This window comes from Gluconobacter sp. NFX36, from assembly GCF_049887835.1.
GTDB lineage: Bacteria > Pseudomonadota > Alphaproteobacteria > Acetobacterales > Acetobacteraceae > Gluconobacter > Gluconobacter japonicus_A.
Map to the genome: position 1 here is coordinate 95,616 of NZ_JAGEKJ010000010.1, position 24,901 is coordinate 120,516.

Below are 24,901 nucleotides of genomic sequence, written 5' to 3' on the forward strand. Positions count from 1 at the left end.
TAAGGGGCTTCCAGAAGGGTTTGTGTGCCGCTATCCCAGTTGTGAAGTGCGCCAGAGCCATGATGGGCGCAGTGTTAGGAAGCGCAAACGGAAGCCTCTTCTTTCCTGCAATATGACATATTAACGCATCGGGACAGAAAACCCTTGCATCTGCGGGGAGAGGCCTCTAACACCGCGCTTCTTGGCCCAAGGGGGCGGTTTCGCCCAACAGGCTGTCTACTGGTTTGGGGGTACGTGATGAACGCACTTGCTCAACTGGGGATGGTATCGGAACTCCCGAGAGATATCCAGAACAGCGATGCTCACTCTGTTGAAGAGGAGCGCAAGGACTACTTTATTGAACGGGATGGCGAACGCTATGCCGGCAATCACCTGCTGATCGATTTCTGGGATGCCCGGAATCTTGATGATCCGGCACGCATTGATGAGACTCTGTGCGAGTCAGCAATTGCTGCTGGGGCAACGATCCTGCACAGCCATTTCCATCACTTCACGCCGAATGGTGGCGTGTCTGGTGTGATCGTGCTTGCTGAGAGCCATATCTCGATCCACACGTGGCCAGAGCGGAATTACGCTGCGGTTGACGTCTTTATGTGTGGCGCATGTGATCCGAATCTGTCGATTCCGGTCATGCAGCGTCTGTTCCAGGCTGGCCGCATCGAAGTTGATGCCGTGCGCCGTGGACGCGTCCAGAACAGGAACGCTAGCGCGTCCTGAGCCTCAGGCAGGGATCGGCCCAGTGTGGCCGGTCCTGCTTCTGCATTGAAATCCCGACAAGGAATTGAAGACCATGGCTGAAACATGGATCAACGAAACCCTGTACCCGGACTGGGGACAGCGTTTTCTGGTCACGCGTGAACTTGCGCGCGTTAAATCTGATTTCCAGGACGTGGTGGTTTTTGAAAGTTCCAGCCATGGTCGTGTGCTGGTTCTGGATGGTGTGATCCAGATCACGGAGCGCGATGAGTTCGTTTATCAGGAAATGCTGACGCATGTGCCGGTCCTGGCGCATCCATGTGCCAAGCGCGTTCTGATCATTGGTGCTGGGGACGGTGGCGTTCTGCGTCGCGTTCTTGAGCACAAGACTGTTGAAAAAGCCGTCATGGTGGAAATTGACGGTGCGGTGATCGAGCTTTCCAAGCAGCATCTGCCGAACATTGCAGGGGATGCCTGGAACGATCCACGTGCGGAAGTGATCGTTGGCGATGGCATCGACTATGTTGCCAAGGCTGCTGATGGTTCTTTTGATGTCATCATCGTTGATAGCACGGACCCGATTGGCGTTGGTGAAGTTCTGTTTACGGATGAGTTCTACAGCAACTGCGCGCGTATTCTGTCGGATGAAGGTCTGATTGTGAATCAGTGCGGTGTGCCGTTCATGCAGGCTGATGAGCTGTATGAGACGAGCCTGCGTCGTGCGAAGTTCTTCCCGCATGTCTCGGCCTATGTTGCTGCTGTTCCGACCTATGTCGGCGGCTTTATGACGTTGGGTATGGCGTCCAAGGGGCAGTCACCGAACACGCAGACGGTGGAGCAGATCCGCGCACGCGCAGAGGCGGCCAATATTCTTGGAACGACGCGGTACTGGACGCCGGAAATTCACGTCGGGTCTTTCAATCTTCCGCCGTATATTGCCGAGCACCTTCCGAAGACGGACAAGTAAGGTGTTTTTCCCCTCACTTTTCTAAAGGTGAGGGGATTTTAAAGACAGCGTTCGAGGTTGCTGCTCATCCGTTCCAGGAGCGTTATGAGGATGTCTCGCTCGAGTGGGGTGAAGCCTTGGAAGGCTTCCTCGCTCGCTTCTTCCATAATCGGAATGATTTTCTGACTTTTTATGAGTCCGTCTGGTGTCAGGCGAATCTGGCTGACGCGTTTGTCGCTGGGATCGGTTTCACGCTCGATAAGGCCGTCGCGTTCCATGCGGGCCAGCAGGGTGGCCATGCCGGGCTGCTCGATGCCTGCGAATTCGGCCAGATATTTCTGATTAAGGACTTCCCCTTTTCCTAAAGCGAGAAAGACCGGGATCTGGCCTGCGCGCATTCCGGCGGGTTTCAGTTTCTGCTCCATCAGGCGCGTAAACAGGCGCCCTGTTGTGGTGGCGAGGAAGCCGATGGAGAGACAGGGCGCCTGGGTCCGCATGGGGGAAACTGCCTTGGGTGGATAATGTGGATAAAATATATAACATGTTATATATTTACTTTGAAAGGCTCAATGTGCAGAAGAAGCCGTTCCCCGACGACATTGGAGGCAGGGGAAACGGCTGACGAGGATTATGGTTTCGTGGTCTGCGATGTGCTCTGGCAGCGGTGGTCGCGGAACAAAGCCCACTCTTCGCAGGTCTGTCCAGACGGAAGGTGGCACATTCCACTTTGACCGGTGGGCCCGTTGACGATTTCGAGAGTGCCGCCCTGTTTGATGCAGCTTGCGCTAGCAGGGTTCGGCATGCCGATGATGCGGTGTTCTGGTGTCTTCTGGTTAGGGGAAGCGGCACAGGCCGTGACCAGCAGGAAAGCGCAGCCGAAAAGACTGTTTTTCAGTTTGTGCATATTATGGGGCTGTCCTTGTAAAAAAGCGGACGCTTTTTTCGACTGCGCCCAGAGCTTTTGTTGTTGCGGCAAATTTCTCGAAATGAGGTGTTTTGAGATGTGTGTCGAAGGCGGCCTGATCCGTGTAGCGCTCGACCAGCACGATGGTGTTGGGATCTTCGTTTGAAGTGATGACGTCGAAGGCGAGGCAGCCGGGTTCGTCTGCGTTGGAGCGCTCGCTGTCATAGGCGCAGTTTTCCAGAAAAAGAGAGCGGTTTTCCGGATTGATGGAGAATTCTGCGATGACGGTCAGTTCGCCAGCCATTGTGGCTCCTTTCAAAGTCTAAAATTGTCCAGAAATCGTAACGCGGAACAGATCGTAACGATTGCGAAGAAATTGGGAAACTGGCAGGATTAAGTCCGACCAATACGGGAGAGACCAGCTTTTAGAGCTGGCGCCGAAGGAGCAACCGCCCCGGAAACTCTCAGGCCAAAGGACCGAGTTGGTCGGTAAATTCTGGAGAGAGGTGCGCCTGACGCACCCGCCGACGGGATAGCGATCTCAGGCAAAAGGACAGAAGGGGCGGCGTATTCCGGAAACTCCGGGCGCGTCTGCACCTTCATGTTTTGACCGGGCCGGACCTACCCTATGACCGACTCTCTCCAGCGTACTCCTCTTCACGCTCTCAATCTGGAACTTGGCGCCAAGATGGTGCCGTTTGCGGGTTATGAGATGCCGCTTCAGTATCCGGCAGGGCTGATGGCCGAGCATTTGCACACGCGTAGCAAGGCGGGGCTTTTTGATGTGTCCCATATGGGGCAGATCCGGATTTCTGCCCGCAGTGGTGATGTCCGGGATGCGGCTCTGGCGCTCGAAAGCCTGATTCCGGCTGATTATGCGGGACTTGCGAAGGGACGGCAGCGCTACGGATTTCTGACCAATGATGCCGCAGGCATTCTGGATGATCTGATGGTCGCCAATATGGGCGATGGTCTGTTCGTTGTGGTGAATGCGTCCTGCAAGGAGCAGGATGCGGCGTTGATTGAAGCGGCTCTTTCCGACCGTTGTGTTGTGACGCGGCAGTTTGATCGCGCGCTGATGGCGTTGCAGGGGCCGCAGGCTCAGGACGCGATTGCGCCTCTCTGTCCGGCAGCGGTCGATATGCGTTTTATGGACGTGATTGAGACGGAGCTTGCTGGTGTTCCGGTGACGCTGTCGCGTTCGGGTTACACGGGTGAAGACGGGTACGAGATTGGGTGTGCAGCGGCTGATGCGGAGACTGTCGCGCAGGCGTTGCTGGCCCAGCCGCAGGTTCTTCCCATTGGGCTTGGAGCCCGGGATTCGCTTCGTCTGGAAGCGGGGCTTTGCCTGTATGGCAATGATATCGATACGACGACCACGCCGATTGAAGCGTCTCTGGCCTGGGCTATTCAGAAAGCCCGGCGCGAAGGGGGGGCTCGTGAAGGAGGCTATCCGGGCGCGGAGATCGTTCTGCGTCAGGCCCGTGAAGGTTTCAGCCGCAAGCGTGTTGGCCTGATGGCGGAGGGGCGTGCGCCTGTTCGTGCAGGGGCGAAGCTTTTTGCGGATGCGGAAGGCCAGAAAGAGATCGGCCTGGTAACGTCAGGGGCGTTTGGCCCGACGGTCCAGGCGCCGGTGGCGATGGGATATGTCGCAACAGACTACGCGGGAAATGACACGGCGCTGTTCGCCGAACTGCGTGGAAAATTCGTTCCGGTTCATGTTCGGGCGATGCCGTTCGTGACGCCCGGTTTCAAGCGTTAAGCCAAGGAAAAGCAGCGATGACGACTTATTATACCAAATCGCATGAATGGATCCGTCTGGACGGGGAAAACGCGACCGTAGGTATTACGGCTCATGCTTCTGAAGAGCTGGGCGAGCTGGTGTTCGTGGAAGCCAAGGACGAGGGCACGGACGTGGCGGCGGGCGATGCTGCTGCGGTTGTGGAATCCGTCAAGGCGGCGTCTGACATTTATGCTCCGGTTGCCGGTGTGCTGTCGGGTTTCAATACGAAGCTGTCCGACGAGCCGACGCTGGTTGGTAATGACCCGGAAGGTGAGGGCTGGATCTTCAAGATGAAGGTTTCCAACCCGGATGACGTGACGTCCCTTCTGACGGCAGAGCAGTACAAGAGCCTCTGACGTTCTGTGATGGGTCTGGCTTCTGCCGGACCCATTTTTCTTTTTTGCCTTTAAGACTTCCAGAGAACGATACCGTGACGATCCTGTGGCCTGAACAGACCGAAGACTTCAGCTCCCGCCATATTGGCCCGCGCTCCTCTGAAATTACGGAGATGTTGCAGACAATCGGGGCGTCCAGCCTTGAGGATCTGATTGACCGGACGGTTCCGAAAGCCATTCTTGATCGTGGCGATCACGGAATTGGCGCGGCGTTGACGGAACAGCAGGCTCTGGCGCGTTTGCGGGAGATTGCGTCCCGTAACCGTGTTCTGACGTCCATGATCGGGCAGGGATATTACGACACGGTTCTGCCGCCGGTCATCCAGCGCAATATTCTGGAAAATCCGGCCTGGTACACGGCTTATACGCCGTATCAGCCGGAAATCAGTCAGGGCCGCCTTGAAGCACTGCTGAACTTTCAGACGCTTGTGGCGGATCTGACGGGGCTCGATATTGCCAATGCGTCCCTGCTGGATGAGGGCACGGCTTGTGCGGAGGCGATGGCGCTGGCCAAGCGTGTCTGCAAGTCCAAGTCTGACAGGTTCTTCGTAGATGCTGATACGCATCCGCAGACGCTGGCTGTTCTGAAGACGCGGGCCGAGCCGCTGGGCTGGGAGCTTGTGGTGGGTGATCCGGCGACGGATCTGGATGCGGCGTCCGTGTTTGGTGTGCTGCTGTCCTATCCGGGGTCGTCCGGGGCTGTGCGTGACCCGCGTGGTGTGATTGAGGCTGTTCATGCTCAGGGCGGTATTGTTGCCGTGACCTGTGATCCGCTGGCTCTTGTGATGCTGGAAAGCCCGGGGGCTCTGGGTGCGGATATCGCTATCGGGTCCATGCAGCGTTATGGCGTGCCGATGGGCGGTGGTGGCCCGCATGCAGGGTTCATGGCAACGAAGGATGCTTACAAGCGGCATATGCCGGGGCGTCTGGTGGGTGTGTCGCGTGATAGTGCAGGGCGCCCGGCGTATCGGTTGGCGTTGCAGACCCGTGAGCAGCATATCCGCCGCGAGAAGGCGACGTCCAACATTTGTACGGCGCAGGTTCTGCTTGCCGTCATTGCGTCCATGTATGCGGTGTATCATGGGCCGGAGGGGCTGAAGGCGATTGCGGGGCGTACGCATCGTCTGGCGGCTATTCTGGCTGCGGGGCTGAAGGCTCTGGGCGTGACTGTTGAGACGGACACGTTCTTCGATACGCTGACAGTTCAGGCTGGTTCCGACGCGCAGGGCATCCTTGCCAAGGCTCTGGATGCCGGGATCAATCTGCGGGATGCTGGCGAAGGACGGATTGGTCTGTCCTGTGATGAGACGACGACGCCTGAGACCATCCAGACGCTGTGGCAGTGTTTTGGGGCGGATGAGGCGCGTGTTGCGGTTCTGGAGCGGGAGCTTTCTGTTGAAGATGCTCTACCGCAGGTGCTGTCTCGTCAGGCGGCTTTGCTGACGCATCCGGTGTTCCATGTTCATCGTTCGGAGACGGATCTGCTACGGTATATGCGCTCGCTATCCGACAAGGATCTGGCGCTGGATCGGACGATGATTCCGCTGGGCTCCTGTACGATGAAGCTCAATGCGACGGCGGAGATGATTCCCATCACCTGGCCTGAATTCGGGCGAATTCATCCGTTTGCGCCGAATGATCAGCAGGCTGGGTATGCGGAACTGTTTGCGTATCTGGAACGGACGCTGTGTGCGATTTCTGGCTATGATGCTGTGTCGCTTCAGCCAAATTCTGGTGCGCAGGGGGAGTTTGCGGGGCTGCTGGCGATCCGTGGGTATCATCAGGCGCGGGGGGATATGGATCGGGATGTGTGCCTGATTCCGGCGTCCGCACATGGGACAAACCCGGCGTCTGCCCACATGGTGGGGATGCGTGTTGTTGTGGTGGCCTGTGACAGCAATGGCAATGTTGATGTGGAGGATCTGAAGGCGAAGATCGCGCAGCATGACGGGCGTGTGGCGGCCATCATGATTACCTATCCGTCCACGCATGGTGTGTTTGAGGAACGGATTGTCGAGATCTGTGATCTTGTTCATGCGGCTGGTGGGCAGGTTTATCTGGATGGTGCGAACCTGAATGCGCAGGTTGGTCTGGCACGACCGGGCCTGTACGGGGCCGATGTCTCGCATTTCAATCTGCACAAGACGTTCTGCATTCCGCATGGCGGTGGTGGGCCGGGCATGGGGCCGATTGGCGTGGGAAGCCATCTGGCGCCGTATCTGCCAGGTCAGAACGGGATTGCTGTTTCTGCTGCGCCGTATGGGTCAGCGTCCATTCTGCCGATCTCTGCGGCGTACATCATGATGATGGGCGATGAAGGGCTGCGTCGGGCGACGGAAGTGGCCATTCTGAATGCGAACTACATCGCGGCGCGTCTGGAAGCGCATTACCCGGTGCTTTATCGGGGCAGTAATGGCTTTACGGCGCATGAGTGCATTGTTGACCTGCGGCCGATCAAGGATGCGGTTGGTGTGACAGTGGACGATATTGCCAAGCGTCTGATTGACCATGGGTTCCATGCGCCAACGGTCAGTTTCCCCGTAGCGGGGACGTTCATGATTGAGCCGACAGAGTCTGAGGGGAAGGTCGAGCTGGATCGGTTCTGCGATGCCATGATTGCCATTCGGAAGGAGATTTCCGAAGTGGAGGCTGGTGCTGTGGCGATCGAAAACAGCCCGCTACGTTTTGCGCCGCATACGACGGCGGATCTGGCGGGTGCGTGGGATCGATCTTACAGCCGTGAGACCGGATGTTTCCCTGGGGGTGTTTCCACCTCCAAGTACTGGTGTCCGGTGGGGCGTCTGGATAATGCCTGGGGTGATCGGAATCTGGTTTGTTCCTGCCCGGATATTTCCACTTATGCAGACGCGTAAGCTGTTCTGTTTTTGATGCAAAAGGCGCCCTGAGAGGGGCGCCTTTTTTGTTGGATAGGGGCGAGGATCAGGTGCTGACTTTGACCCATGTGGCGGACGTCAGTTCTGCAAGGCGTTGCGGTGTGAGGATTACGGAAGCGTTGGTGGCTCCGCCAGCAGGGATGATCTGTTCAAAGGCGCGCAGAGAGTCATCGCAGTAAACAGGTAGAGGCTCGGGGAGGCCGAACGGGCAAACGCCGCCCGGTGGGTGGCTTGTCAGGGCCAGAACCTCTTCACCGTTGAGGAAGCGGGGACGACCGCCGAGCGTTTCTTTCGTCAGGCGGTTGTCCAGGCGTTTTGTGCCTGCCATCACGACGAGAACGGTTCTGGCATTTGGACCTGATCCGACTTTGACGCCGAGGGTTTTGGCAATCTGGTCGGGTTCGACGCCATGTGTGGCGGCGGCTTCTTCGACTGTTGCTGTGGAGCTGCTGGTCACGACGACGGAGAGGTCAGGCGCACGGGTGGCGAGATCTGCTTTGACGCTTTCGAGACTCATGGATGTTGGTTCCGACGAGGGGAAAAGGATGTTTCATGTGAAACATGGGCGAGACTTCTGGAAACCGATCTTTTAGAAACAGGCTTTGGCAGGGCCGGGGATCGGATGGTTCATGACGGTGCTGCGTTTCGTTTCCTGAAGGATCTTATGATGAGCCATTCTGCCTGTGTTGTCGCTATCCTGACTGTTTCTTCTGACAGGGCGCGCGACCTGGAGCTGGAACTGGTGCGCTGCACGGTAGCGTCCCGCAAGGAAGAAGGCTGCCAGCGTTACGTGATCAGTCGGGATATGGAGACGGCAGGACGGTTTACGGCGGAGGAGCGCTGGGCGTCTACGACAGCATTTGAGCAGCATCTTGAGACGCCGCATTTCCGGGCTCTGGCGGGGCTTCTGGATCGACTGGATGCCACGGTGCAGCTGATGCGCGTGGAGCCTCTGGATGAAATCAGTGACGGGGTCTGAAAGCTGTTTCAATTTGAATAGGAATGTGTCTCTTCTGGGAAGCCGCTGTTGGAGCGATGGAACAGGGATAAAGGAGAGACACCCATGACTGCATCTGTGACGTTCAAGGTTGAGGGCATGTCCTGTACGGGGTGTTCAGGCAAGTTGCAGAAGGCGCTTGAGGCTGTGCCGGGTGTGTCGGCAGCGGAAGTCACGCTGGAGCCCGCTCAGGCTGTCATTCAGTTTGATGAAGCAAAGGTTTCGCCTTCTGCACTGAAAGACACTGTTGAAGATGTTGGTTTTGACGTTGTTGGCTGATTGAAGCCGACTGGCAATCAGAGTCTGAGATGTAGGCTCTGACGTGCCATGATGAAATGGACGCCCGTCGTGTTCGTCGCGTTCAATTCTCCGAAAATACGGGCCGCGGGATCGTCCTGACGTTTGAGCGTTGGCTTGACGTGCGTGATGATGACGGGAAGGCCTTGGAGCCTGGTTCCTGCGACCGTTTGCAGATCCTGTAGTTCTTTCTGGACCCAGTGTGGTGTCAGATGGCCATAGAGGTGGTTTGTAGGCTGGCTGTTGTCATACGAGCATTCCATCAGGATGGCATGCAGGTGTTTCTGATGGACCAGTGGTGCGATGGCTTGCCAGAGGTGATGCAGATTGTCTGAGTGCTGGGGGGTATCTGGGCCTGTATCGCCCAGATAGAGCAGGGCGTCTGATCCGCTGGTCAGCAGAAAAGCGGTTGATTCCACGCCGCCATGATTGAGGGGATAAGCCTGAACCTGAAGCGGGGTTTGTGGCAAGAGGACAGTTCTTCCGGGTTCAAGGTCCTGATAATGATACAGGCCGAGGCGGGGTGTGGGGCCGCGGTCGCTCATGTTGGGCCAGACCTGCCAGTTGAAGACGTGTTCCGCCAGAACGGCGTTGACGGACGGAAGTGCCAGAATGGGTTTGGGGGCGTCATCTGGCGAGACGGCAACGAGGCCGGCGATATGATCCAGATGGGCATGGCTGATGAGGTAGGCGGTGATCCTGTCGTGAAGGATTTCGCCTTCCGGGGACAAGGTCTTTGATGCCAGGGCGTGTTTATCAAAAGCGCCAGCTTTTGTTGCTTCCTTCAGGCCGTGCAGGATGGTTCCTGCATCGCAGAGGACGCCTTTGTCTGACGTGGTTGGACGGATGAAATAGGCGCTTAGGTTTCCGTCTTCCAGGCCACCCTCTGCACCGAGAACAACGATGTCAAAATCTGCTGCATGGCTGCATGCGGGAGCTATGAAGAACGGAAGCGCTATCAGAAGCTTTTGCAGGCAGGTTACGAAGCGCATGGGTGATGGTCTTTCCCGCTTGAGAGGCGTTATTTCCGGTAATGAGGAAGTCCAAGCCCTTTGATGAGAGCCAGGGCGCGCAAGGCAAAACCGGCCGTAATGGCGATTGCGGCTGCAAGTGTTGTGCTGAGGCCTGCGGCGGTCAGAAACACATAGCTGCATGAGGAGAGGGCCACGGCCGTCACGTAGAGTTCCGGGCGGATGATGATGGAGGGGACACCCGCCAGAACGTCACGGAAGATGCCGCCCATGCAGGCGCTGACAATGCCCATGAGGGCTGCTGGAATGAGTGGGATGCCGTAAGCGATGGCTTTGGCTGCCCCGTACACGCCGTAAGCGGCAATGCCCATTCCATCGAACCAGTCCACGGCGCGTTCTGACCAGAGGCGCCCGGGGGTGAACCAGACGAGCAGGGCGCAGACCATGCAAACGGTGATGCCGGCGGAGTTGTGCATCCATGCGACCGGGGCGCCGATCAGCAGATCGCGGACGGTGCCGCCTCCGACGCCTGTGATGGCGGCGAAGAACATGAATGTCAGGATCGTCAGGCGTTCACGAGCGGCCGCCAGTGCTCCTGAGACGGCGAACACAGCGGTGCCGGCGATATCCAGAACCGGCAGAATGGAAGTTGAGAAAGCCTCGAAGGCGGGGTGCATCATAAGGGATGCCGTAGCAGGGAAACTGCATACAAAAAAGCCCGGCGCGATGGCCGGGCTTTCTCGTTTGACAGATGTCTGTTCGGATCAGACCGAATAGTACATTTCGAACTCTGCCGGGTGCGGCGTGTGCTCGAACTTGTAGACTTCTGCCCACTTGATGTCGATGTAGCTCTCGATCTGGTCCTTGGTGAAGACGCCGCCTTCGAGAAGGAACGCGTGATCTTCCTTGAGGGCTTCGAGGGCTTCACGGAGCGAACCGCAGACCGTCGGGATCTGGGCCAGCTCTTCCTTCGGCAGTTCGTACAGATCCTTGTCCATGGCGTCGCCCGGATGGATCTTGTTGCGGATGCCGTCCAAGCCAGCCATCAGCATGGCAGCGAAGGCGAGGTATGGGTTTGCCGTCGGGTCCGGGAAGCGGACTTCAACGCGCTTTGCTTTCGGGTTCGTCGCGTGCGGGATACGACAGGAAGCGGAGCGGTTGGCTGCGGAATAGGCGAGCAGCACAGGCGCTTCGAAGCCCGGGATCAGACGCTTGTAGGAGTTGGTGGACGGGTTCGTGAAGGCGTTCAGGGCCTTCGCGTGCTTGATGATGCCGCCGATGTAGTACAGGGCTTCATCAGACAGGTCCGCATACTTGTCGCCAGCGAATGTTGGCTTGCCGTCACGCCAGATGGACTGGTGAACATGCATGCCAGAGCCGTTGTCGCCTGCGATCGGCTTCGGCATGAACGTGGCCGTCTTGCCGTAGGAGTGGGCGACGTTGTGCACGCAGTACTTGTAGATCTGCATGAAGTCAGCGGACTTCACGAGCGTTGCGAACTTCGTGCCAAGCTCATGCTGGGACTGTGCAACTTCGTGATGGTGCTTCTCGATCGGCAGGCCCATTTCGCCCATCGTGGAGAGCATTTCGGCGCGCAGGTCATGCTCGCTGTCCACTGGAGGGACAGGGAAGTAGCCACCCTTGACGACAGGGCGGTGTCCCATGTTGCCTTCCGGGTAGGCCTTCAGGGATGCGCCCGGGCCTTCGATGCTGTCGAGCTGGTATGTGCCGAAGTTCGGGCCTGTGCCGAACTGCACGTTGTCGAAGATGAAGAACTCGGCTTCCGGACCGAAGAATGCCGTGTCACCGAAGCCGGCTTCTTTCAGATAGGCTTCTGCGAGCTTTGCGGTCGAGCGCGGGTCACGGTTGTAGAAACCACCGGTCTTCGGGTCGACGATGTCACAGAACAGGATGAGCTGCGGCTTCGCGGAGAACGGGTCCATGACGGCCGTTTCCGGGTCCGGCAGCAGAACCATGTCGGACTCGTTGATGGCCTTCCAGCCCTGGATGGAGGAACCGTCGAACATGAAGCCTTCAACGAAGGTGTCATCTTCAATGGTAGAGACTGTCTGGGTCGTGTGGTGCCACTTGCCCTTGGGATCAGTGAAGCGCAGATCGACGAACTCAGCCGCGTGCTCCTGGATCATTTCGAAAACGCGCGCTACGGCTGCGGGGTTCGGTGCCGGCGGCTTGCCAGCTGCGGCTGTGGTCTTTGGTGTTGCTGCCTTGGCGGAAGCGCGGCGCGGAGCAGCGGCTTTCGGTTTGGCGGTGGAAGAAGTAGGGGCTTTTCTGGCCATCGATCTGTCGCCTTGCATCGTGTGAACGGCTTCAAAACGATTACGGGACAATTTCCCATCTGTCGAGTACGACACAGCGCTTCATTTTATCATCTTTTGAAGAAAGGAAATGTCCGGAAACGGGGTTTGAACTGATCGGGTATGGCTTTCTGTCGTATAAGGTATGGGAAGAATGTTTCCTGTTCTGTGTTGTCCGATCGGGAAAAATTTTACGATTTCTAAGGTGAGGGTGCTTCTATCTGTGTCATCATGGGGCAAGTGTTTAGAGCCGCCCTTCAAGGACGGAGTGGCTTTTCACACGACGCTCCTCCTGCAATGGTGAAAATTCCTTTCTGCTCCTGTCAAAGTCCCGGTTCATGAAAACGCCCAATCGCTATCTTTCGTCACTTCCCACGACTGTGTTCACGGTCATGTCCCAGCTTGCGGTCAAGCATGATGCGATCAATTTGGGGCAAGGGTTTCCGGATACGGAAGGGCCTGCGGATATTATCGCGGTTGCCGCCGAGGCTTTGAAGGATAACCGGAACCAGTATGCCCCGTTGACCGGGTTGCCTGAGTTACGGGAAGCGGTTGCGGCATCTAACCAGCGTTTCTATGGGCTGGAGATTGATCCCGCGACGGAAGTGGTCGTGACGTCTGGTGCGACGGAGGCTCTGGCAGCCTGTTTGATGGCGGTTGTGGAAGCGGGTGACGAAGTGGTTCTGATTGAGCCGCTGTATGATACCTATCTTCCCATGCTGAAATTGATTGGGGCTGTTCCGAAATGTGTGCGTTTGCAGCCACCGCACTGGGAGCTCCCGGAAAAGGAGCTCAGAGCCGCTTTTGGTCCGAAGACCAAAGCGATGATTCTGAACTCCCCCATGAATCCAGCTGGGAAAGTCTTTTCGCGGGCAGAGCTGGATCTGATTGCGGAGCTGGCTCGGGAACATGATGCGTATGTGGTTTGCGATGAGGTGTATGAGCACCTGACGTTCCACGTGAAACATATTCCGTTGATGACGCTGCCGGACATGCGCGAACGGTGCATGAGAATTGGCAGTGCGGGGAAGAGTTTCTCCCTGACGGGGTGGAAGGTCGGGTATGTGACTGCTCCCGCTGCCCTGGCGTCTGTGATTGCGAAGGCGCATCAGGTGATGGTTTTTGCCACGGCTCCTAATCTTCAACGTGCGGTCGCTCACGGTCTGAACAAGGACGATGAGTACTATCAAGGCCTGTCAGCTGATCTGGAACTGCGCCGGGATCTGTTGCGGAATGGTTTGCATCGTCTGGGATTTGAGACGTTGCCTGCTGATGGAAGTTATTTCATCGTGGCGGACATTACGGGCCATGCGCAGGGGCGCACGGATGTAGAGTTTGCAAAATGGCTGGTTGAGCAGGCCGGTGTTGCGACCATCCCTGTTTCTGCGTTCTACGATCCTGAAGGCCCGGCTACTCCGCAAAATCTGATCCGCTTTGCATTCTGCAAGAAGCCTGAAATCCTTGAAGAAGCGCTTCGCAGGCTGGAAAAGGCTCTGTCCTGAGCCTGCCCTCTTCTCTTCAGCGTCTCGCACACTATCTCTGAACCTCGTTTCGCCCTCTCAGCCAGGAGATCAAGACCATGTCCATTGCCGCAGAAGCGCTGGGGGCTCTTGCCACAACGGATGCCCTGTTTTTCGACCGCCCGGGATCCCGACTGACGCGGGATGGCGCAGAGGCTCTGGTGGCGCAGGGCTTGGAAGGCCTGGATGATGGGGAGCTGTTTCTTGAATATCGCGAGAACGAAGGTATCTCTTTGGATGATGGTACGATCCGGTCTGCCAGCTTCACGACGTCTTCCGGATTTGGTTTGCGCGCGGTTCTCGGGACCGAAACGGCTTTTGCTCATTCGGACGAAATGAGTGAGGAGGCTCTTGCGCGAGCGGTGAGCACGGTTGGAGCTGTGCGACAGGGGCGTAGCGGCATTATGGCGCCCGGACCACGGTCTACAAACCAGCGGCTTTATGCTGATGCCAGACCTCTGGAAGGTACGGATTTTGCAGCGCGTGCGGCGGTTCTGGGCGAGATTGATACGTATGCGCGGGCGCTGGATTCGCGTGTTGTGCAGGTGAGCGCCAGTCTGAGTTCCGAGTGGCAGGCTGTGCAGATCATGCGTCGGGCTGATGCTGGTGGCCGGGTTGCTGATCTGCGGCCGCTGGTTCGTCTGAACGTGTCGGTTGTTGTGGAAAAAGATGGTCGCCGCGAGAGTGGTGGGCATGGGCAGGGCGGTCGATACGAGTTGTCTCGGCTTCTGGATGCCGGAACATGGAAAGCGGCTGTGGATGAGGCGCTGAGGCAGGCGCTTCTGAACCTGGATGCGACTCCTGCGCCAGCCGGTGAAATGGACGTGGTTCTTGGTCCGGGCTGGCCGGGCATTCTGCTGCATGAGGCTGTGGGTCATGGGTTGGAAGGGGATTTCAACCGCAAAGGGACATCGTCATTTACGGGGATGGTCGGAAAGCGTGTGGCTTCGTCGGGCGTGACGATTATTGATGATGGCACGTTGCCGGAACGTCGTGGGTCGCTGAGCATTGATGATGAGGGGACGCCGACGGGTCGCACGGTTCTGATCGAGGACGGTATTCTGACGGGGTATTTGCAGGACCGTTTGAATGCGCGCCTGATGGGGGTGTCTCCGACCGGGAATGGTCGGCGTGAGTCTTATGCTCATGCGCCGATGCCCAGGATGACGAATACCGTCATGTTGGAAGGGAGCGCGACTACGGAAGAGATGATCCGCTCAACGAAGCGGGGTCTGTATGCGGTCAATTTTGGCGGTGGTCAGGTTGATATTACGTCCGGGAAGTTCGTTTTTGCGGCGTCAGAGGCGTATCTGATTGAGGATGGAAAGGTGACGCGGCCTGTGAAGGGCGCCACTCTGATTGGTAATGGCGCAGATGCCATGAACCAGATTTCCATGATTGGGTCTGATATGGCGCTTGATCCCGGGATCGGGACCTGTGGAAAGGCCGGGCAAGGCGTACCGGTTGGCGTGGGGCAACCGACGCTGAAACTCTCGGGTTTGACGGTTGGTGGGACGGCCTGAGGTTTCTGAATTTCCGGATTTCGAAAATATGCAGGCACGAAGGGCTGGTTGAGAGTTTAGGTGGGTCAAAAGTTGCGTAGGGTGGAAGTAATTTGTTCCATCGACCGACTTAATGATGCTGTAATATCAATATTCGTGCTTTCTTCTGCTTTTTTTGCGGTTTTCTGTTGTTTGGATAGTTTGTCGGTTTCAAAGGCTTTTTCGTCTTCTCGGATCCTTCCTGAGCAATGGTATACGGGATCTTTAGTCTTCGTCCTCTTCAGCAGAAGCAAAAGCTGGTGTTCTTGCGGTTGAGCCACATTCTCAGGGGCTGTCCCTTCAGGGCGATTTGATGCGCTAGGAGAAATCCGGGCCTGTCACGATTCAGAGGTCAGTATTCTCAATACACACTGATTAAATATGGTCCGACAAAACACCGGGTGATGTCTCTGGATTTTTATGGAATTTGGTCCGGCTCTTATAACCTTGGTCCGGCAATAGAGTATAAATGGAACCCGGCCATAGGTTTTATTGGCGGGGTTATCGTCCTATTTACAGGACATAATGCGTCTAGAGCCATCATGTAGACTTGGAATGTCTGATTGAAGGAGGGCTACTGTTATGGGGCATAATTATGCCAAGCCGCTCACCAGCCAAGTGCGTCTGGAGCGCGTTCTCAGTCGTTTGCCTGAGGATTGGTCGTTGCGGATCGAACGGGACGCAGGGAAGGGATGGCGTGTCTGGATGCAACCTCCTGCCCATGATGGGCAGTGGAGTGAACCGCACGATGTTCTTGCCGATGCAATGGAAGAAGTGTGGCGCGCGGTGAGGTAGGGTTCAGAAGGCCGGGTGATAGATCAGCATTGCGAAGACACGGTTCACAAGTGGATAGACAAGGAACTGGATCAGCAGCAACAGGATCATTGGGGCGAAATCCATGCCACCCGTACTGGGCAGGATGTTCCTGATAGGAGAGAGCAGAGGTTCGACAACGCGGGCCAGTGTGTTGAACAGCGAATAGAAAAACCGGTTACGGATATCCAGAACGCCAAAGCCCAGAAGCATGGACAGGATACAGTAAGCCAGAAGGGCCCAGACGAAGGCCTGAATGATCATCAGGATAATGGCGTGCAGGGCAAGCATGCTGAAAACCTCGTCGGCAGTCGCGAAAGACCCGACAGCAGTCGGGCAGAAGCGGGTTTTGTATCTGTCTCTCCGGGAGAGGACAACTCTCTCTCGAATGCTTGACAGAAACACTCTCTGTCAGAACTATCACAAACACCATGGGGCTGTAGCTCAGTTGGGAGAGCGCCTCGTTCGCAATGAGGAGGTCAGGGGTTCGATTCCCCTCAGCTCCACCATGGTGTTTTCTTAAACGGCGGGATGTTTGTGCACTCGGTGCGGGTTTGTGTGTCAGTCCGGAGCGAAAAGGCCCAGATCGAGGTGATGGCCGTTTGAGTAGTTCAGGCCTTTGACGCGCCCATATTCGACGACGCTCATTCCGGTTTTTCCCAGCGCATTCTTGAAAACAGTCTCGTCTTTTCGATCAACGAGCGCGAGGGTGCATTTTGGATTTTTTTGCAAGTAAAGAGCCGCTGCTTCAGGGCCGAGTAACTGGGTCTGTTCGCCTGCAAGAAAAACCAGACTTGGCTCGGAGTAAGATGTGGAAACCAGCACGCTTTGGTCACAGGGTTTAACGTCTTCGAAAAGGGCGGCTACCCGTGGGGCCAGACGGATTGTCTGCAGGTTGGGGATGACAGCTAGGAAAAGACCTGCCTGTGCAATGACTGCAGCGCCCATTGCACAGAAGGCGGCCTGTTGCCGATGCTGACGCAGCAGCAGAAAAATTGCGGCTCCCATTAAAGGGAGTGTGCCACAGAGAGCTAGGCCTTCGCGCAGAGAAAAGACGTGTTCCATCTTGTAAAGCAGGATTGCTCCGGCAACGCAGAAGGCTATTCCGATTATAGCCCAGAGTGTGCCGTATAGTCCTAAAGCGGCCTTACCCAATCGAGATAGCGTGGGCACGGACCAGACTGTTAGGGATGCTGCGGTCAGAATGGCAATGGCTGGATAGGTGGGGAGGACATAGTGCGGCAGCTTGGTTGCGATAAGCTCGAACACGATCCAGTGGGGAATGATCCAGCTTAGCAGGAAGCGGACCTGTGGAAGTTTTCTGTTTTTCCAGATGGCGGGCAGGGCCAGAGCTGCGAAGAGCGATCCGGGCCAGAATGCCAGTGCAAACACCAGGAGGTGAAAGCCGGGAGGAAGTCCGTGTGCTTCCTGACCGTGCGCGACTTTGCCCAGAAAGTTTCGGCCGATGGCGCGTGAGAAGAATTCACCATGGCTGACGACGTCAATTGCGATGCACCAGGGAACGACCACGGCGAGCATGAGGAGCCAGCCCCAGTGGGGGCGGAGGCGGGACCACCATGTCTTGTTCCGTTCCACGGCCCAGAGCGCGAGAGGGGTGCCGAAACCGGGAATGAGAACGACTGGTCCTTTGAGCATGAGTCCTACGCCCAGAGCCAACCAGTAACCGCAGGCGACCAGAATCGGGGTAGGGATATTTTTCTGGCGATCGGTGAAGGCCCGTAGAAGCATTGCTTCAAAGCACAGCACATCAAGCAGCAGGACAGTGTCGATCGTCGCCATATGGCTCTCGGCGACGAAAAGCGTTGAGACCATCAGGAGGCCAGCAGCCATCAGGCCCGTAGTTGCGCCAAACAGGACCGTTCCCATCCAGGCAGTGAGTGGAACAATGAGTGTGGCTGCGAGAAGGCTTGGAATACGGTAGGGCCAGGTTTTTCTGAGAACGTCTGGGCCCAGAAATGTTTTGGCGATTTGTGCTGAAGAGGCTTCAAGCCAGTAGATGCCTGCTGGCTGAAGGTAGCGGGGTTTATCCTGAAAACGGACATCCACGAAATTACCGGAGGTCAGCATTTGCTCCGAGGCTTCCATGTATCTCGGCTCGTCGCGATCAAGCGGAGGAAGCGTCATGCGTCCTGACAGAGCAAGCAGGAAGGTGACCAGCCCAAGGAGGGCATAGTGCCGGAATGTCAGTTTCATGGTGAGGCTCCGTTCCGGTCCATCACGGAATGGTGGACGGAGACGGACCAAAAGACCATCCCCGATCGTGGATGGATCAGTGTTCGGTCAGATGATCGGGCAGGTGGGTACGGTTCTGCAGCCACATGACACCCAGCAGATCGCGGATGCCAACAAGGGCCCGATTGAAATTGGTATATTTGGATGAACCGTGCAGTCGCGCACGATGCTGGACCTCATGGCAGATCAGCGGTGCACCGTAATGCCCGAGCAGGGCTGGCAGGAAACGATGGACACCCTCGAACTGAGGAATACGCAGGAACATCTCGCGGGAAAAAAGCTTGAGGGGTGCGCCGGTATCCGGGCAGCCATCGTTCAAAAGCCTGCGTCGCAGGCCGTTTGCCAGTTTTGTGGCGACGCGGCGCGACAATCTGTCGTTCCGCTTGCGGCGTACGCCGACAACAAGCGGAGGTTGAGTGTTGGCTGTGCGGGCCAGTTCCAGCATCCGGATAATGGAAGACGGATCGTCCTGCCCATCACCATCGATGGTGGCCATCCATTCCCCATGGGCCGCGGTTGCGCCTGTTCTCAGGGCTGCGGATTTTCCAAGGCGTCGTGGATGGCTGATAATTCTGAGATTTGGAAGATACTGTTGCCGGGCTTCGAGAAGCTTCTGAACGGTGGCGTCTGTGCTACCATCATCAACAACGACAATTTCAGTATTTTCCGGAAGGCGGTCAAGAACTCCTGCGAGTTCCTGACACACCGGGAGTATATTTTCCGCCTCGTTCAATACCGCCATGACAATCGAAAGAGTCACGGGAGCCTGCGATGGGCGGAGGGCAGTCATAGGCTTAGGCCGCGGAACGGCGGAGAGCTTCCGGAAGGTTCTGAATGCTCTGCTCAATCAACTGGGCAGCAACGTCCGGGCTTTCGGAAAGGCGGGAAGCCACAACGTCGCGTGCTGCAGAAATTGCGATTGCCGTTGCACGTTCCTGGACTTCGCGGATGGCAGCACGTTCGGCGGCTTCAATGCGATCGTGAGCCATCTTCTCGTAACGAGCAGCTGCTGCTTCTGCTTCGTGACGGGCGCGTTCTGCAAGAGCAGCTGCTTCCGTCTCGGAGCGGGCGATCATGGCCTGCGTTTCAGCAAGCGTTTTCTCGCGTTCGCGGGTAGCATCTTCCAGCATCTGTTCGGCTTCACGACGAAGGCGTGCTGCTTCGTCAAGATCACGACGGACGCCCTCGGCGCGGGCATCGAGATGACTGGTGATCACGGCCCAGAGTTTGCGACCAAAGATCACAAAGAACAGGACAAAAGCCAAGGCGGTCCAGAAACGGGGTTCGTGGAACATCGTCGTCTCCTTAAGCGCTGACGCGTTTGACGGCGCTGGCGATAGTCTGCTCGTCCTGGTCCCCGATCAGGCGGGAAACGAGGTTCTGGGCGGTACCGGTAGCGATTGCGGGCAGGCTGGACAAAGCCTGTTCGCGGGACTGGGCGATCCGTGCTTCGGCGTTCGCGATGTCAGCTTCGAGACGCTTTGCGGTTTCCCGTGCGTGCGCTTCGGCGCTGAGGCGAGCCTCGTTCTGGATGCGCTCTACATTGGCCCGGGCCTGTGCGGCCGCTTCATGGCGGGTGCTCAGAAGTTCGGCGCTTGCGCGGTCGGACTCTGCTTTCGCACGGCGGGCAATATCGAGATCATTCTGGATGCGGGTGCGTCGGTTGGACAGCACGCGCTCGATCCGCGGCAGAGCGGAGCGGCTGAGGACAATGTAGAAGCCGGCAAAGATGACGGCTCCCCAGACGACCTGTCCGATCAGCAGCGGATCATGGACGTTCAGCTGGGGCATGCCCGCAGCCACAGCTCGGCCCGGCACAGCCGCCAGCGGAGCGGCGAACAGGAAAAGACGTGGCGTGCGGTGCATGTTCGACCTCAGGCGAACAGGATCAGGAAGGCGATCAGCAGCGCGAACAGAGCAACAGCTTCCGTTAGAGCGAAGCCGAGCATGCCGAGGCCGAAAACGTGCGGGCGGGAAGCCGGGTTGCGAGCAATGGAGCTCACAAGCGTCGAGAAGATGTTGCCGAGGCCGATGCCGACGCCTGCGAGGGCGATTACTGCGATACCGGCGCCGATTTCACGAGCGGCTAGAACGTCCATGGTCAGGTTCCTTTAGGGTCGATACAGGGGTTGTGCCAAACCGCGCTCAGTGAGCGACGGCCTCGCGCAGATAGATGCAGGTGAGGATGGCGAAAACGTATGCTTGAAGCACGCCCACCAGCAATTCCAGAGCCGTCAGCGCAATGTTGATCGCGATCGGGGCAACGGCCAGGATATGGCCAAAGAAGCCCAGACCGGCGAGCATGATTGTGAAGCCGGCAAACACCTCGAGCAGAACGTGACCGGCCACCATATTGGCGAACAGACGGATCGACAGGCTGACGGGGCGAGAAAGAAAAGACAGGATCTCGATCGGCACGAGCAGCGGTGACAGCCATACAGGGGCGCCGGCCGGCATGAAGTGCTTGAAAAAGCCTAGGCCCTGAAAGCGCAGGGAAGCCAGGATCGAGATCAGGAATGCCGTGACGGCCAGCGCAAGTGTGACTGCGATATGGCTCGTGTAGGTAAAGGAGAAGGGGAGAAGGCCGAGGTAGTTACCGGCGAGAATAAAGAAGAACAGAGCGAACACGAATGGGAAGAAAGCTGCGCCCTCTTCGCCCATTGTGCCGATGGCGAGGTCGTGAATGAAGTCATAGCCGATTTCTGCTGCGGCCTGGAGACGACCGGGAACGACGGAGGCCGGACGCATTCCGATGAAGAGGAATGCAAGCACCAGCACAACGGCGATCAGCATGAACAGTGGAGACTGTGAGAACCGCAAAGCTTCGCCCAGAGATCCGAGAACCGGATGGAGCTCGAACTGTCCGAGCGCGTCAATCGTCGATCCGGCTGCCACGCTGGCTTCTCCCGTCATCTTTTGGCTCGGGTACCATGCCCGGCCCATTCAACACTCGCCAGACATTCATCATGCCGGCACCAAAACCCAGCAGGGCAAAAAGCAGCAGGAACAAGACCCTGTAACCCAGCCAGCGGTCAAGAGCGTAACCTAACGCCACTCCAACCGCCAGACCGGCAACAAGCTCGGTTCCAACCCGGATCGCAACACCGAAAGACGCATAAGTTGATGTGTCTTCGTCAGTGGACTTTGTGGAAAACTCTTCCGCCCGAGGGTCAAGCTTCTTCCTTGCGCGCTTCAGGCGCTCATCGAAAGAACCATTCTCATCGGAAGGGGCGTCTGCCACGCTGTCTGATCCCTTACCCTGTGCGCGTCCTTCTCACCCGGGCAAAATATCCGGATTCCTTCTCAACGCAGGCGCTAGCTACCGACGAGTCCGCGGGCTGTCAATGTATTCCAGCCACGCGAAGGCCTCTAGACGCCATTTCTTCATCAACTTACCAGTCTGAGCCGTCGCCCGCGTGGGCTATCGCCTGAAGAGTGATCGAATGGCAGCATGGGAGACGGATCTTCCGAACTGGGTTCGATCTGGGGAGCGTCAGGCATATGTTGCCCGAGATAGGCTTCGGACAATGTGCGGAAGGCGTAGTCGAGCATGGATGAGGCGTAAGCCGCACCTGGATCACCCTCGACCGTTCCGGCAGGACCGAAGCGCGTATAGGCGAATCGCTCCACAAAAGCTTCGAGCGGCGCGCCGAATTGCAGACCAATGCTGACGGCCTGACCAAGACAGTCCATGAGGCCGCGGGCCATGGGACTTTCGCGGGTTGGGATAATGCTGATTTCTCCCAGCGTGCCGTCTTCAAACTCACTTGTGCGCATGAATAGGTTGTGTCCGCCAATGGCGGTTCTTTGTGTAAACCCTGTCTGCCGCATGGGAAGTGGTCGACGCGCGCCGCGCTCAAGCTTTGCCCTGAGGCTGGCAAGTTCCGGTTCGGGTAGCTCTGGCAGAAAATCGACGGACTTCTCTAGAAAGCGGTGCATTGCAGCGTGAGCTTCCGGGCGTGTTGGTGGCAAAGGGGTTTCGCCAGCCAGAGCAAGAGCCAGGGCGGATTCCGGAGTCAATCCGCGATGTGCGAGGCGCGCAAGGGTTGATGCACGGAGGTGACCGTCATCCCGCAATGGGGAGAAAACAGGAGCCAGTCCGCAGGCTTCCACACCAAGAAGTGCATCTACGGCACCGGGAGCGGAAAATCCTGTTTCAATCGGGGAAAGGTGACGCCCTTCCTGAATTGCGCAGGCTTGTGCGGCCAGTCCTCGAAGATCGGGAAGGGCCTTGCATTCCGGAATGGATGGCAAGGGGAGGTCTGTGCCCGCGCGGGCTATGCTTGTAGCGAGGGCGGCAATGGCCTTTGCGGCATTGCGTCCGTCTTCGCTGTCATAATCCAGCCCCATAGAAGCCAGGCAGGCATCCAGATCCGTGAGCAGAAGAAGGCCAGCGGATTCTTCTGAGGGATTGACTGGCAGGTCGAACAGCGGAAGTTCGCCGGTGCGTTCGATCCGTGTGGTTGCGTGTAGTCGACGCAGGGAATCACAGGCCAGTTTGAGGCAGGCGACAAAATGTTCGGGCGCGAAGCCATCATCCTGCACAAATCCTGACAGGCGAACAATAAAGCCAGGCATTTCGTCGGTATGGCGTTCCCAAAGGGCAATATTGGGGGCCAGTTGTCGCATAAGAAGAAGACATGACAGGCTGCGCCCCGGGGATGGGGTGTTTGCTGGCGTGCCCGGGAGTGGTGGGCAGGCATCAATCATATCAACCCAGCGTGCAGCTTCCGTTGAAAGACGGAGAGGCCCACCACTTTGTGTGATCTGGGTCAGAGCCTGGGCGGCGTCATCCTCCCAGGCAGCCGGAAGGGTGACGGAGCGCGTGGCGCTGTCGTCCGGATCGGTCGTGACCCGAAGCGTTCGCATCCGAACGCCGGTCCAGTGAAGACGGGCTGTCATGCTGCGAATCTACGCTTCGTCTCTGCGGCTCGGAAGCCGGAAAACAAGCCATTTTGCCCTATTAATGGGTGGGAACATGGGGATATGGGGGATAACATTTTCAGAGGGGGATTATCTCTGTTTCTCAAGGGAGGGTTGGACGGACGCCACGGAGTCCGCTAGTGCAGGAAAATGATTTTTTCGAAGGTGACGTCATGAGCGCAGCCATGGGAACAGCGCGTCCAGCCGCTCGTCAGGACCGGCTGGAACTGCTTGCCGGACTGCTGGTGCTGGTTTTTCTGGCCGGAATGCTTGTTCTGGCCATGCTGGGGCATCATCAGAGCGATGATGGGGGCTACCAGGTCCATGCGTCTTTCAGCCAGATTGATGGTTTGAATGTCGGTTCGGATGTCCGTCTTGCGGGTATTACGGTTGGGCATGTGACGTCGGAAGTGGTTGATCCGAAGACCTTTCAGGCGAAGGTGACGTTCACGTTGTCGCCGGATGTGAAGCTGCCGACGGATTCTGCTGCGATCGTTACGTCTGATAGTCTTCTGGGTGGCAAATATATTGCGCTGTCTCCTGGGGGCGCTGATGCGACGGTCAAGGCTGGTGGTGCTCTGACGGAGACGCAGGGGTCCATCAGTCTGGAACAACTTCTGAGCAAGTTCATCTTCTCTGTGACAGATACGCTTCAGAAGGCCCAGAAGACGCAGGGCCCCCAAACGCAGAAGCCTGCTGGCAGCTTGTCGGACGAGCCGTGACATCGGCTGATTTCCCTTGGCTGGATCACGATGGGCAGCCGGTGGCCTGTGTTGAGAAGGTGCGCGTGCTGCGGGAAAATGATTCCGAGCTGCGGCAGGCTCTTCAGGATGCATTTGAGGATGGAATTCTGATGGGCGTTTCGCCTGAGGCGATGCGTCAGTCCTTTACGGCGATGCTGGCAGATCTTGTGGACCCGACTACCAAGGAAAAAGAGTGATGATGGTTAAGCGTTCTTTTTCTGTTGGTATGGTGCTTCTGATGGTTGGCGCAGCACCATGGGCTCAGGCTGCAGTTGGGGTTGCACCTCCGGCAATGTATCCGGCTGATCTTTGGCAGGGTCGTACACAGGCAGTTATTCGTGTTCTGAATCGTCTGGACGCACATATCGAGACGTTGACTGTTCCGGTCGGCGGGACTGCGACTTACGGGACGCTTTCCGTGGCTGTTGAAGCCTGTGTCAGTCGGCCTGAGACGCTTCCGGCGGATGCGGGTGTTCTTTTGCATCTTCGTGACACGGGAGATTCTGCGCGTGCGCCGTTCGATGGGTGGATGCTGCAGAATGAGCCGTCTGTCGCGACTTATGGCAGCCCCCTGTATGATGTGCGTGTTGTGTCCTGCGCTGGAGACAAGGTTGCGCCGGATGCGGGCCCATTGCCGGCCATAAAAACGCCGCAACTCACTGACACAAATGCACCAGAGGAAGAAGGAGGGGATGATCAGTCTCATTCCTCGCCGTCCTCTGAAGGGGGGCCGGTGCCTTTGGCTCCGGATACGCATTCCCCCATTCCTCTCGCACCTCCAAGCGGTGGGGCACAGTCTCTTGTGCCGTCTGCGCCGCAGACTCCGCCTTCCGGGCAACCGTTGCCCCCTCCTGAGGCTGATCCCGGTCTAGAGTAAAGGGAGAGTGGCGGAGCGGGGATAATCCTGACA

Annotated in this window: 29 protein-coding genes, 1 tRNA gene and 2 riboswitches; of the genes, 14 read left to right on the top strand and 16 right to left on the bottom strand. The window is 57.4% G+C overall.

Translation table 11 applies throughout. From position 1 onward, the window contains the following. Positions 1-237 precede the first annotated feature (237 nt). Together speD and speE are read left to right on the top strand one after the other, a co-directional pair. Positions 238-717: an adenosylmethionine decarboxylase gene (gene speD / locus J4P41_RS11480; RefSeq protein ID WP_426067231.1), complete on the top strand. Its 480-nt coding sequence runs from the start codon at positions 238-240 to the stop codon at positions 715-717. 73 nt (positions 718-790) lie between these two features. Then, a complete protein-coding gene (gene speE, locus J4P41_RS11485) occupies positions 791-1,663 on the top strand; it encodes a polyamine aminopropyltransferase (RefSeq protein ID WP_415515886.1) in 873 nt (290 codons plus the stop codon). Between the two features lie 38 nt (positions 1,664-1,701). Here the strand turns inward: speE and J4P41_RS11490 are convergent, their stop codons facing one another. The 3 genes from J4P41_RS11490 to J4P41_RS11500 form a co-directional block, all read right to left on the bottom strand. Further along, positions 1,702-2,067: a MarR family winged helix-turn-helix transcriptional regulator gene (locus tag J4P41_RS11490; protein ID WP_426067233.1), complete on the bottom strand. Its 366-nt coding sequence runs from the start codon at positions 2,065-2,067 to the stop codon at positions 1,702-1,704. A 203-nt stretch (positions 2,068-2,270) separates the two neighbouring features. Then, positions 2,271-2,546, bottom strand: coding sequence for a putative hemolysin (locus tag J4P41_RS11495; protein WP_426067235.1), 276 nt, complete (start codon positions 2,544-2,546; stop codon positions 2,271-2,273). A 1-nt stretch (position 2,547) separates the two neighbouring features. Beyond that, the gene (locus J4P41_RS11500; RefSeq protein WP_034880839.1) at positions 2,548-2,850 is read right to left on the bottom strand and encodes a putative quinol monooxygenase; all 303 of its coding nucleotides are present in this window, start codon (positions 2,848-2,850) and stop codon (positions 2,548-2,550) included. A gap of 95 nt (positions 2,851-2,945) precedes the next feature. Continuing rightward, positions 2,946-3,036: riboswitch (glycine riboswitch) on the top strand. Beyond that, a riboswitch (glycine riboswitch) is annotated at positions 3,037-3,113 on the top strand. A 61-nt stretch (positions 3,114-3,174) separates the two neighbouring features. On the opposite strand from J4P41_RS11500, the gene gcvT reads away from it, so the two are divergent. From gcvT to gcvP, 3 genes are all read left to right on the top strand, one after another. Beyond that, positions 3,175-4,308 carry a glycine cleavage system aminomethyltransferase GcvT gene (gcvT, locus tag J4P41_RS11505; RefSeq protein WP_426067236.1) on the top strand — a complete coding sequence of 378 codons (1,134 nt, stop codon included), beginning with the start codon at positions 3,175-3,177 and terminating at the stop codon, positions 4,306-4,308. Between the two features lie 17 nt (positions 4,309-4,325). Continuing rightward, positions 4,326-4,685: a glycine cleavage system protein GcvH gene (gene gcvH / locus J4P41_RS11510; protein ID WP_426067237.1), complete on the top strand. Its 360-nt coding sequence runs from the start codon at positions 4,326-4,328 to the stop codon at positions 4,683-4,685. A gap of 74 nt (positions 4,686-4,759) precedes the next feature. Further along, a complete protein-coding gene (gene gcvP, locus J4P41_RS11515) occupies positions 4,760-7,597 on the top strand; it encodes an aminomethyl-transferring glycine dehydrogenase (RefSeq protein WP_426067238.1) in 2,838 nt (945 codons plus the stop codon). Positions 7,598-7,664: 67 nt separating this feature from the next. Here gcvP and J4P41_RS11520 read toward each other — a convergent pair whose 3' ends face one another. After that, positions 7,665-8,135, bottom strand: coding sequence for a YbaK/EbsC family protein (locus J4P41_RS11520; protein WP_010504474.1), 471 nt, complete (start codon positions 8,133-8,135; stop codon positions 7,665-7,667). Between the two features lie 105 nt (positions 8,136-8,240). Between J4P41_RS11520 and J4P41_RS11525 the strand changes: the two genes are divergently transcribed. Both J4P41_RS11525 and J4P41_RS11530 read left to right on the top strand, forming a co-directional pair. Continuing rightward, a complete protein-coding gene (locus J4P41_RS11525) occupies positions 8,241-8,597 on the top strand; it encodes a putative quinol monooxygenase (protein ID WP_061929144.1) in 357 nt (118 codons plus the stop codon). A gap of 84 nt (positions 8,598-8,681) precedes the next feature. After that, entirely contained in the window at positions 8,682-8,894 is a 213-nt protein-coding gene (locus tag J4P41_RS11530) for a heavy-metal-associated domain-containing protein (protein ID WP_062503366.1), read from the top strand. A 17-nt stretch (positions 8,895-8,911) separates the two neighbouring features. Here J4P41_RS11530 and J4P41_RS11535 read toward each other — a convergent pair whose 3' ends face one another. The 3 genes from J4P41_RS11535 to glnA all read right to left on the bottom strand — a co-directional run bounded on the left by J4P41_RS11535 (position 8,912) and on the right by glnA (position 12,030). Beyond that, positions 8,912-9,904, bottom strand: coding sequence for an MBL fold metallo-hydrolase (locus tag J4P41_RS11535; protein ID WP_426067240.1), 993 nt, complete (start codon positions 9,902-9,904; stop codon positions 8,912-8,914). A 29-nt stretch (positions 9,905-9,933) separates the two neighbouring features. Next, positions 9,934-10,563: a trimeric intracellular cation channel family protein gene (locus J4P41_RS11540; RefSeq protein WP_426067241.1), complete on the bottom strand. Its 630-nt coding sequence runs from the start codon at positions 10,561-10,563 to the stop codon at positions 9,934-9,936. An 84-nt stretch (positions 10,564-10,647) separates the two neighbouring features. Next, complete coding sequence (gene glnA, locus J4P41_RS11545) at positions 10,648-12,030, bottom strand: type I glutamate--ammonia ligase (protein WP_426067263.1); 1,383 nt, start codon at positions 12,028-12,030, stop codon at positions 10,648-10,650. Between the two features lie 506 nt (positions 12,031-12,536). Between glnA and J4P41_RS11550 the strand changes: the two genes are divergently transcribed. From J4P41_RS11550 to J4P41_RS11560, 3 genes are all read left to right on the top strand, one after another. After that, positions 12,537-13,700 carry an aminotransferase gene (locus tag J4P41_RS11550; RefSeq protein WP_426067242.1) on the top strand — a complete coding sequence of 388 codons (1,164 nt, stop codon included), beginning with the start codon at positions 12,537-12,539 and terminating at the stop codon, positions 13,698-13,700. 77 nt (positions 13,701-13,777) lie between these two features. Next, the gene (gene tldD, locus J4P41_RS11555; RefSeq protein ID WP_426067243.1) at positions 13,778-15,241 is read left to right on the top strand and encodes a metalloprotease TldD; all 1,464 of its coding nucleotides are present in this window, start codon (positions 13,778-13,780) and stop codon (positions 15,239-15,241) included. Between the two features lie 600 nt (positions 15,242-15,841). Next, on the top strand, positions 15,842-16,054 hold the full coding sequence (locus J4P41_RS11560) for a hypothetical protein (RefSeq protein ID WP_426067245.1): 213 nt from the start codon (positions 15,842-15,844) through the stop codon (positions 16,052-16,054). Between the two features lie 3 nt (positions 16,055-16,057). Here J4P41_RS11560 and J4P41_RS11565 read toward each other — a convergent pair whose 3' ends face one another. Beyond that, positions 16,058-16,363, bottom strand: coding sequence for a YggT family protein (locus J4P41_RS11565; protein WP_010504486.1), 306 nt, complete (start codon positions 16,361-16,363; stop codon positions 16,058-16,060). 142 nt (positions 16,364-16,505) lie between these two features. Here J4P41_RS11565 and J4P41_RS11570 point away from each other — a divergent pair. Next, positions 16,506-16,581: transfer RNA gene (locus J4P41_RS11570), tRNA-Ala, on the top strand. A 52-nt stretch (positions 16,582-16,633) separates the two neighbouring features. On the opposite strand, the gene J4P41_RS11575 is transcribed toward J4P41_RS11570, so the two are convergent. The 8 genes from J4P41_RS11575 to J4P41_RS11610 form a co-directional block, all read right to left on the bottom strand. Further along, entirely contained in the window at positions 16,634-18,286 is a 1,653-nt protein-coding gene (locus tag J4P41_RS11575) for an ArnT family glycosyltransferase (protein ID WP_426067246.1), read from the bottom strand. Between the two features lie 76 nt (positions 18,287-18,362). Then, complete coding sequence (locus J4P41_RS11580; RefSeq protein WP_026017666.1) at positions 18,363-19,115, bottom strand: glycosyltransferase family 2 protein; 753 nt, start codon at positions 19,113-19,115, stop codon at positions 18,363-18,365. A gap of 4 nt (positions 19,116-19,119) precedes the next feature. Then, positions 19,120-19,620 carry a F0F1 ATP synthase subunit B gene (locus J4P41_RS11585; RefSeq protein ID WP_211569498.1) on the bottom strand — a complete coding sequence of 167 codons (501 nt, stop codon included), beginning with the start codon at positions 19,618-19,620 and terminating at the stop codon, positions 19,120-19,122. A 10-nt stretch (positions 19,621-19,630) separates the two neighbouring features. Further along, a complete protein-coding gene (locus tag J4P41_RS11590) occupies positions 19,631-20,191 on the bottom strand; it encodes an ATP synthase subunit B' (protein ID WP_010504495.1) in 561 nt (186 codons plus the stop codon). A gap of 8 nt (positions 20,192-20,199) precedes the next feature. Next, positions 20,200-20,424, bottom strand: a complete 225-nt coding sequence (locus J4P41_RS11595; RefSeq protein WP_010504497.1) for an ATP synthase subunit C family protein — start codon at positions 20,422-20,424, stop codon at positions 20,200-20,202. 46 nt (positions 20,425-20,470) lie between these two features. After that, on the bottom strand, positions 20,471-21,220 hold the full coding sequence (locus J4P41_RS11600; RefSeq protein WP_426067247.1) for a F0F1 ATP synthase subunit A: 750 nt from the start codon (positions 21,218-21,220) through the stop codon (positions 20,471-20,473). Further along, positions 21,198-21,566, bottom strand: coding sequence for an AtpZ/AtpI family protein (locus J4P41_RS11605; protein WP_010504503.1), 369 nt, complete (start codon positions 21,564-21,566; stop codon positions 21,198-21,200). The genes J4P41_RS11600 and J4P41_RS11605 overlap by 23 nt, the downstream gene beginning before the upstream one ends. A gap of 146 nt (positions 21,567-21,712) precedes the next feature. Then, the gene (locus J4P41_RS11610; RefSeq protein WP_062018543.1) at positions 21,713-23,227 is read right to left on the bottom strand and encodes a vitamin B12-dependent ribonucleotide reductase; all 1,515 of its coding nucleotides are present in this window, start codon (positions 23,225-23,227) and stop codon (positions 21,713-21,715) included. 194 nt (positions 23,228-23,421) lie between these two features. Between J4P41_RS11610 and mlaD the strand changes: the two genes are divergently transcribed. The 3 genes from mlaD to J4P41_RS11625 are packed head-to-tail and all read left to right on the top strand — an operon-like array spanning position 23,422 to position 24,868. After that, positions 23,422-23,970: an outer membrane lipid asymmetry maintenance protein MlaD gene (gene mlaD, locus J4P41_RS11615; RefSeq protein WP_426067248.1), complete on the top strand. Its 549-nt coding sequence runs from the start codon at positions 23,422-23,424 to the stop codon at positions 23,968-23,970. Then, entirely contained in the window at positions 23,967-24,188 is a 222-nt protein-coding gene (locus J4P41_RS11620; RefSeq protein ID WP_426067249.1) for a hypothetical protein, read from the top strand. The genes mlaD and J4P41_RS11620 overlap by 4 nt, the downstream gene beginning before the upstream one ends. Beyond that, positions 24,188-24,868 (top strand): DUF2155 domain-containing protein, encoded by a 681-nt coding sequence (locus J4P41_RS11625; RefSeq protein WP_426067250.1) that lies wholly within the window; start codon positions 24,188-24,190, stop codon positions 24,866-24,868. Before J4P41_RS11620 ends, J4P41_RS11625 begins: the two co-directional genes overlap by 1 nt. Positions 24,869-24,901: the final 33 nt, after the last annotated feature.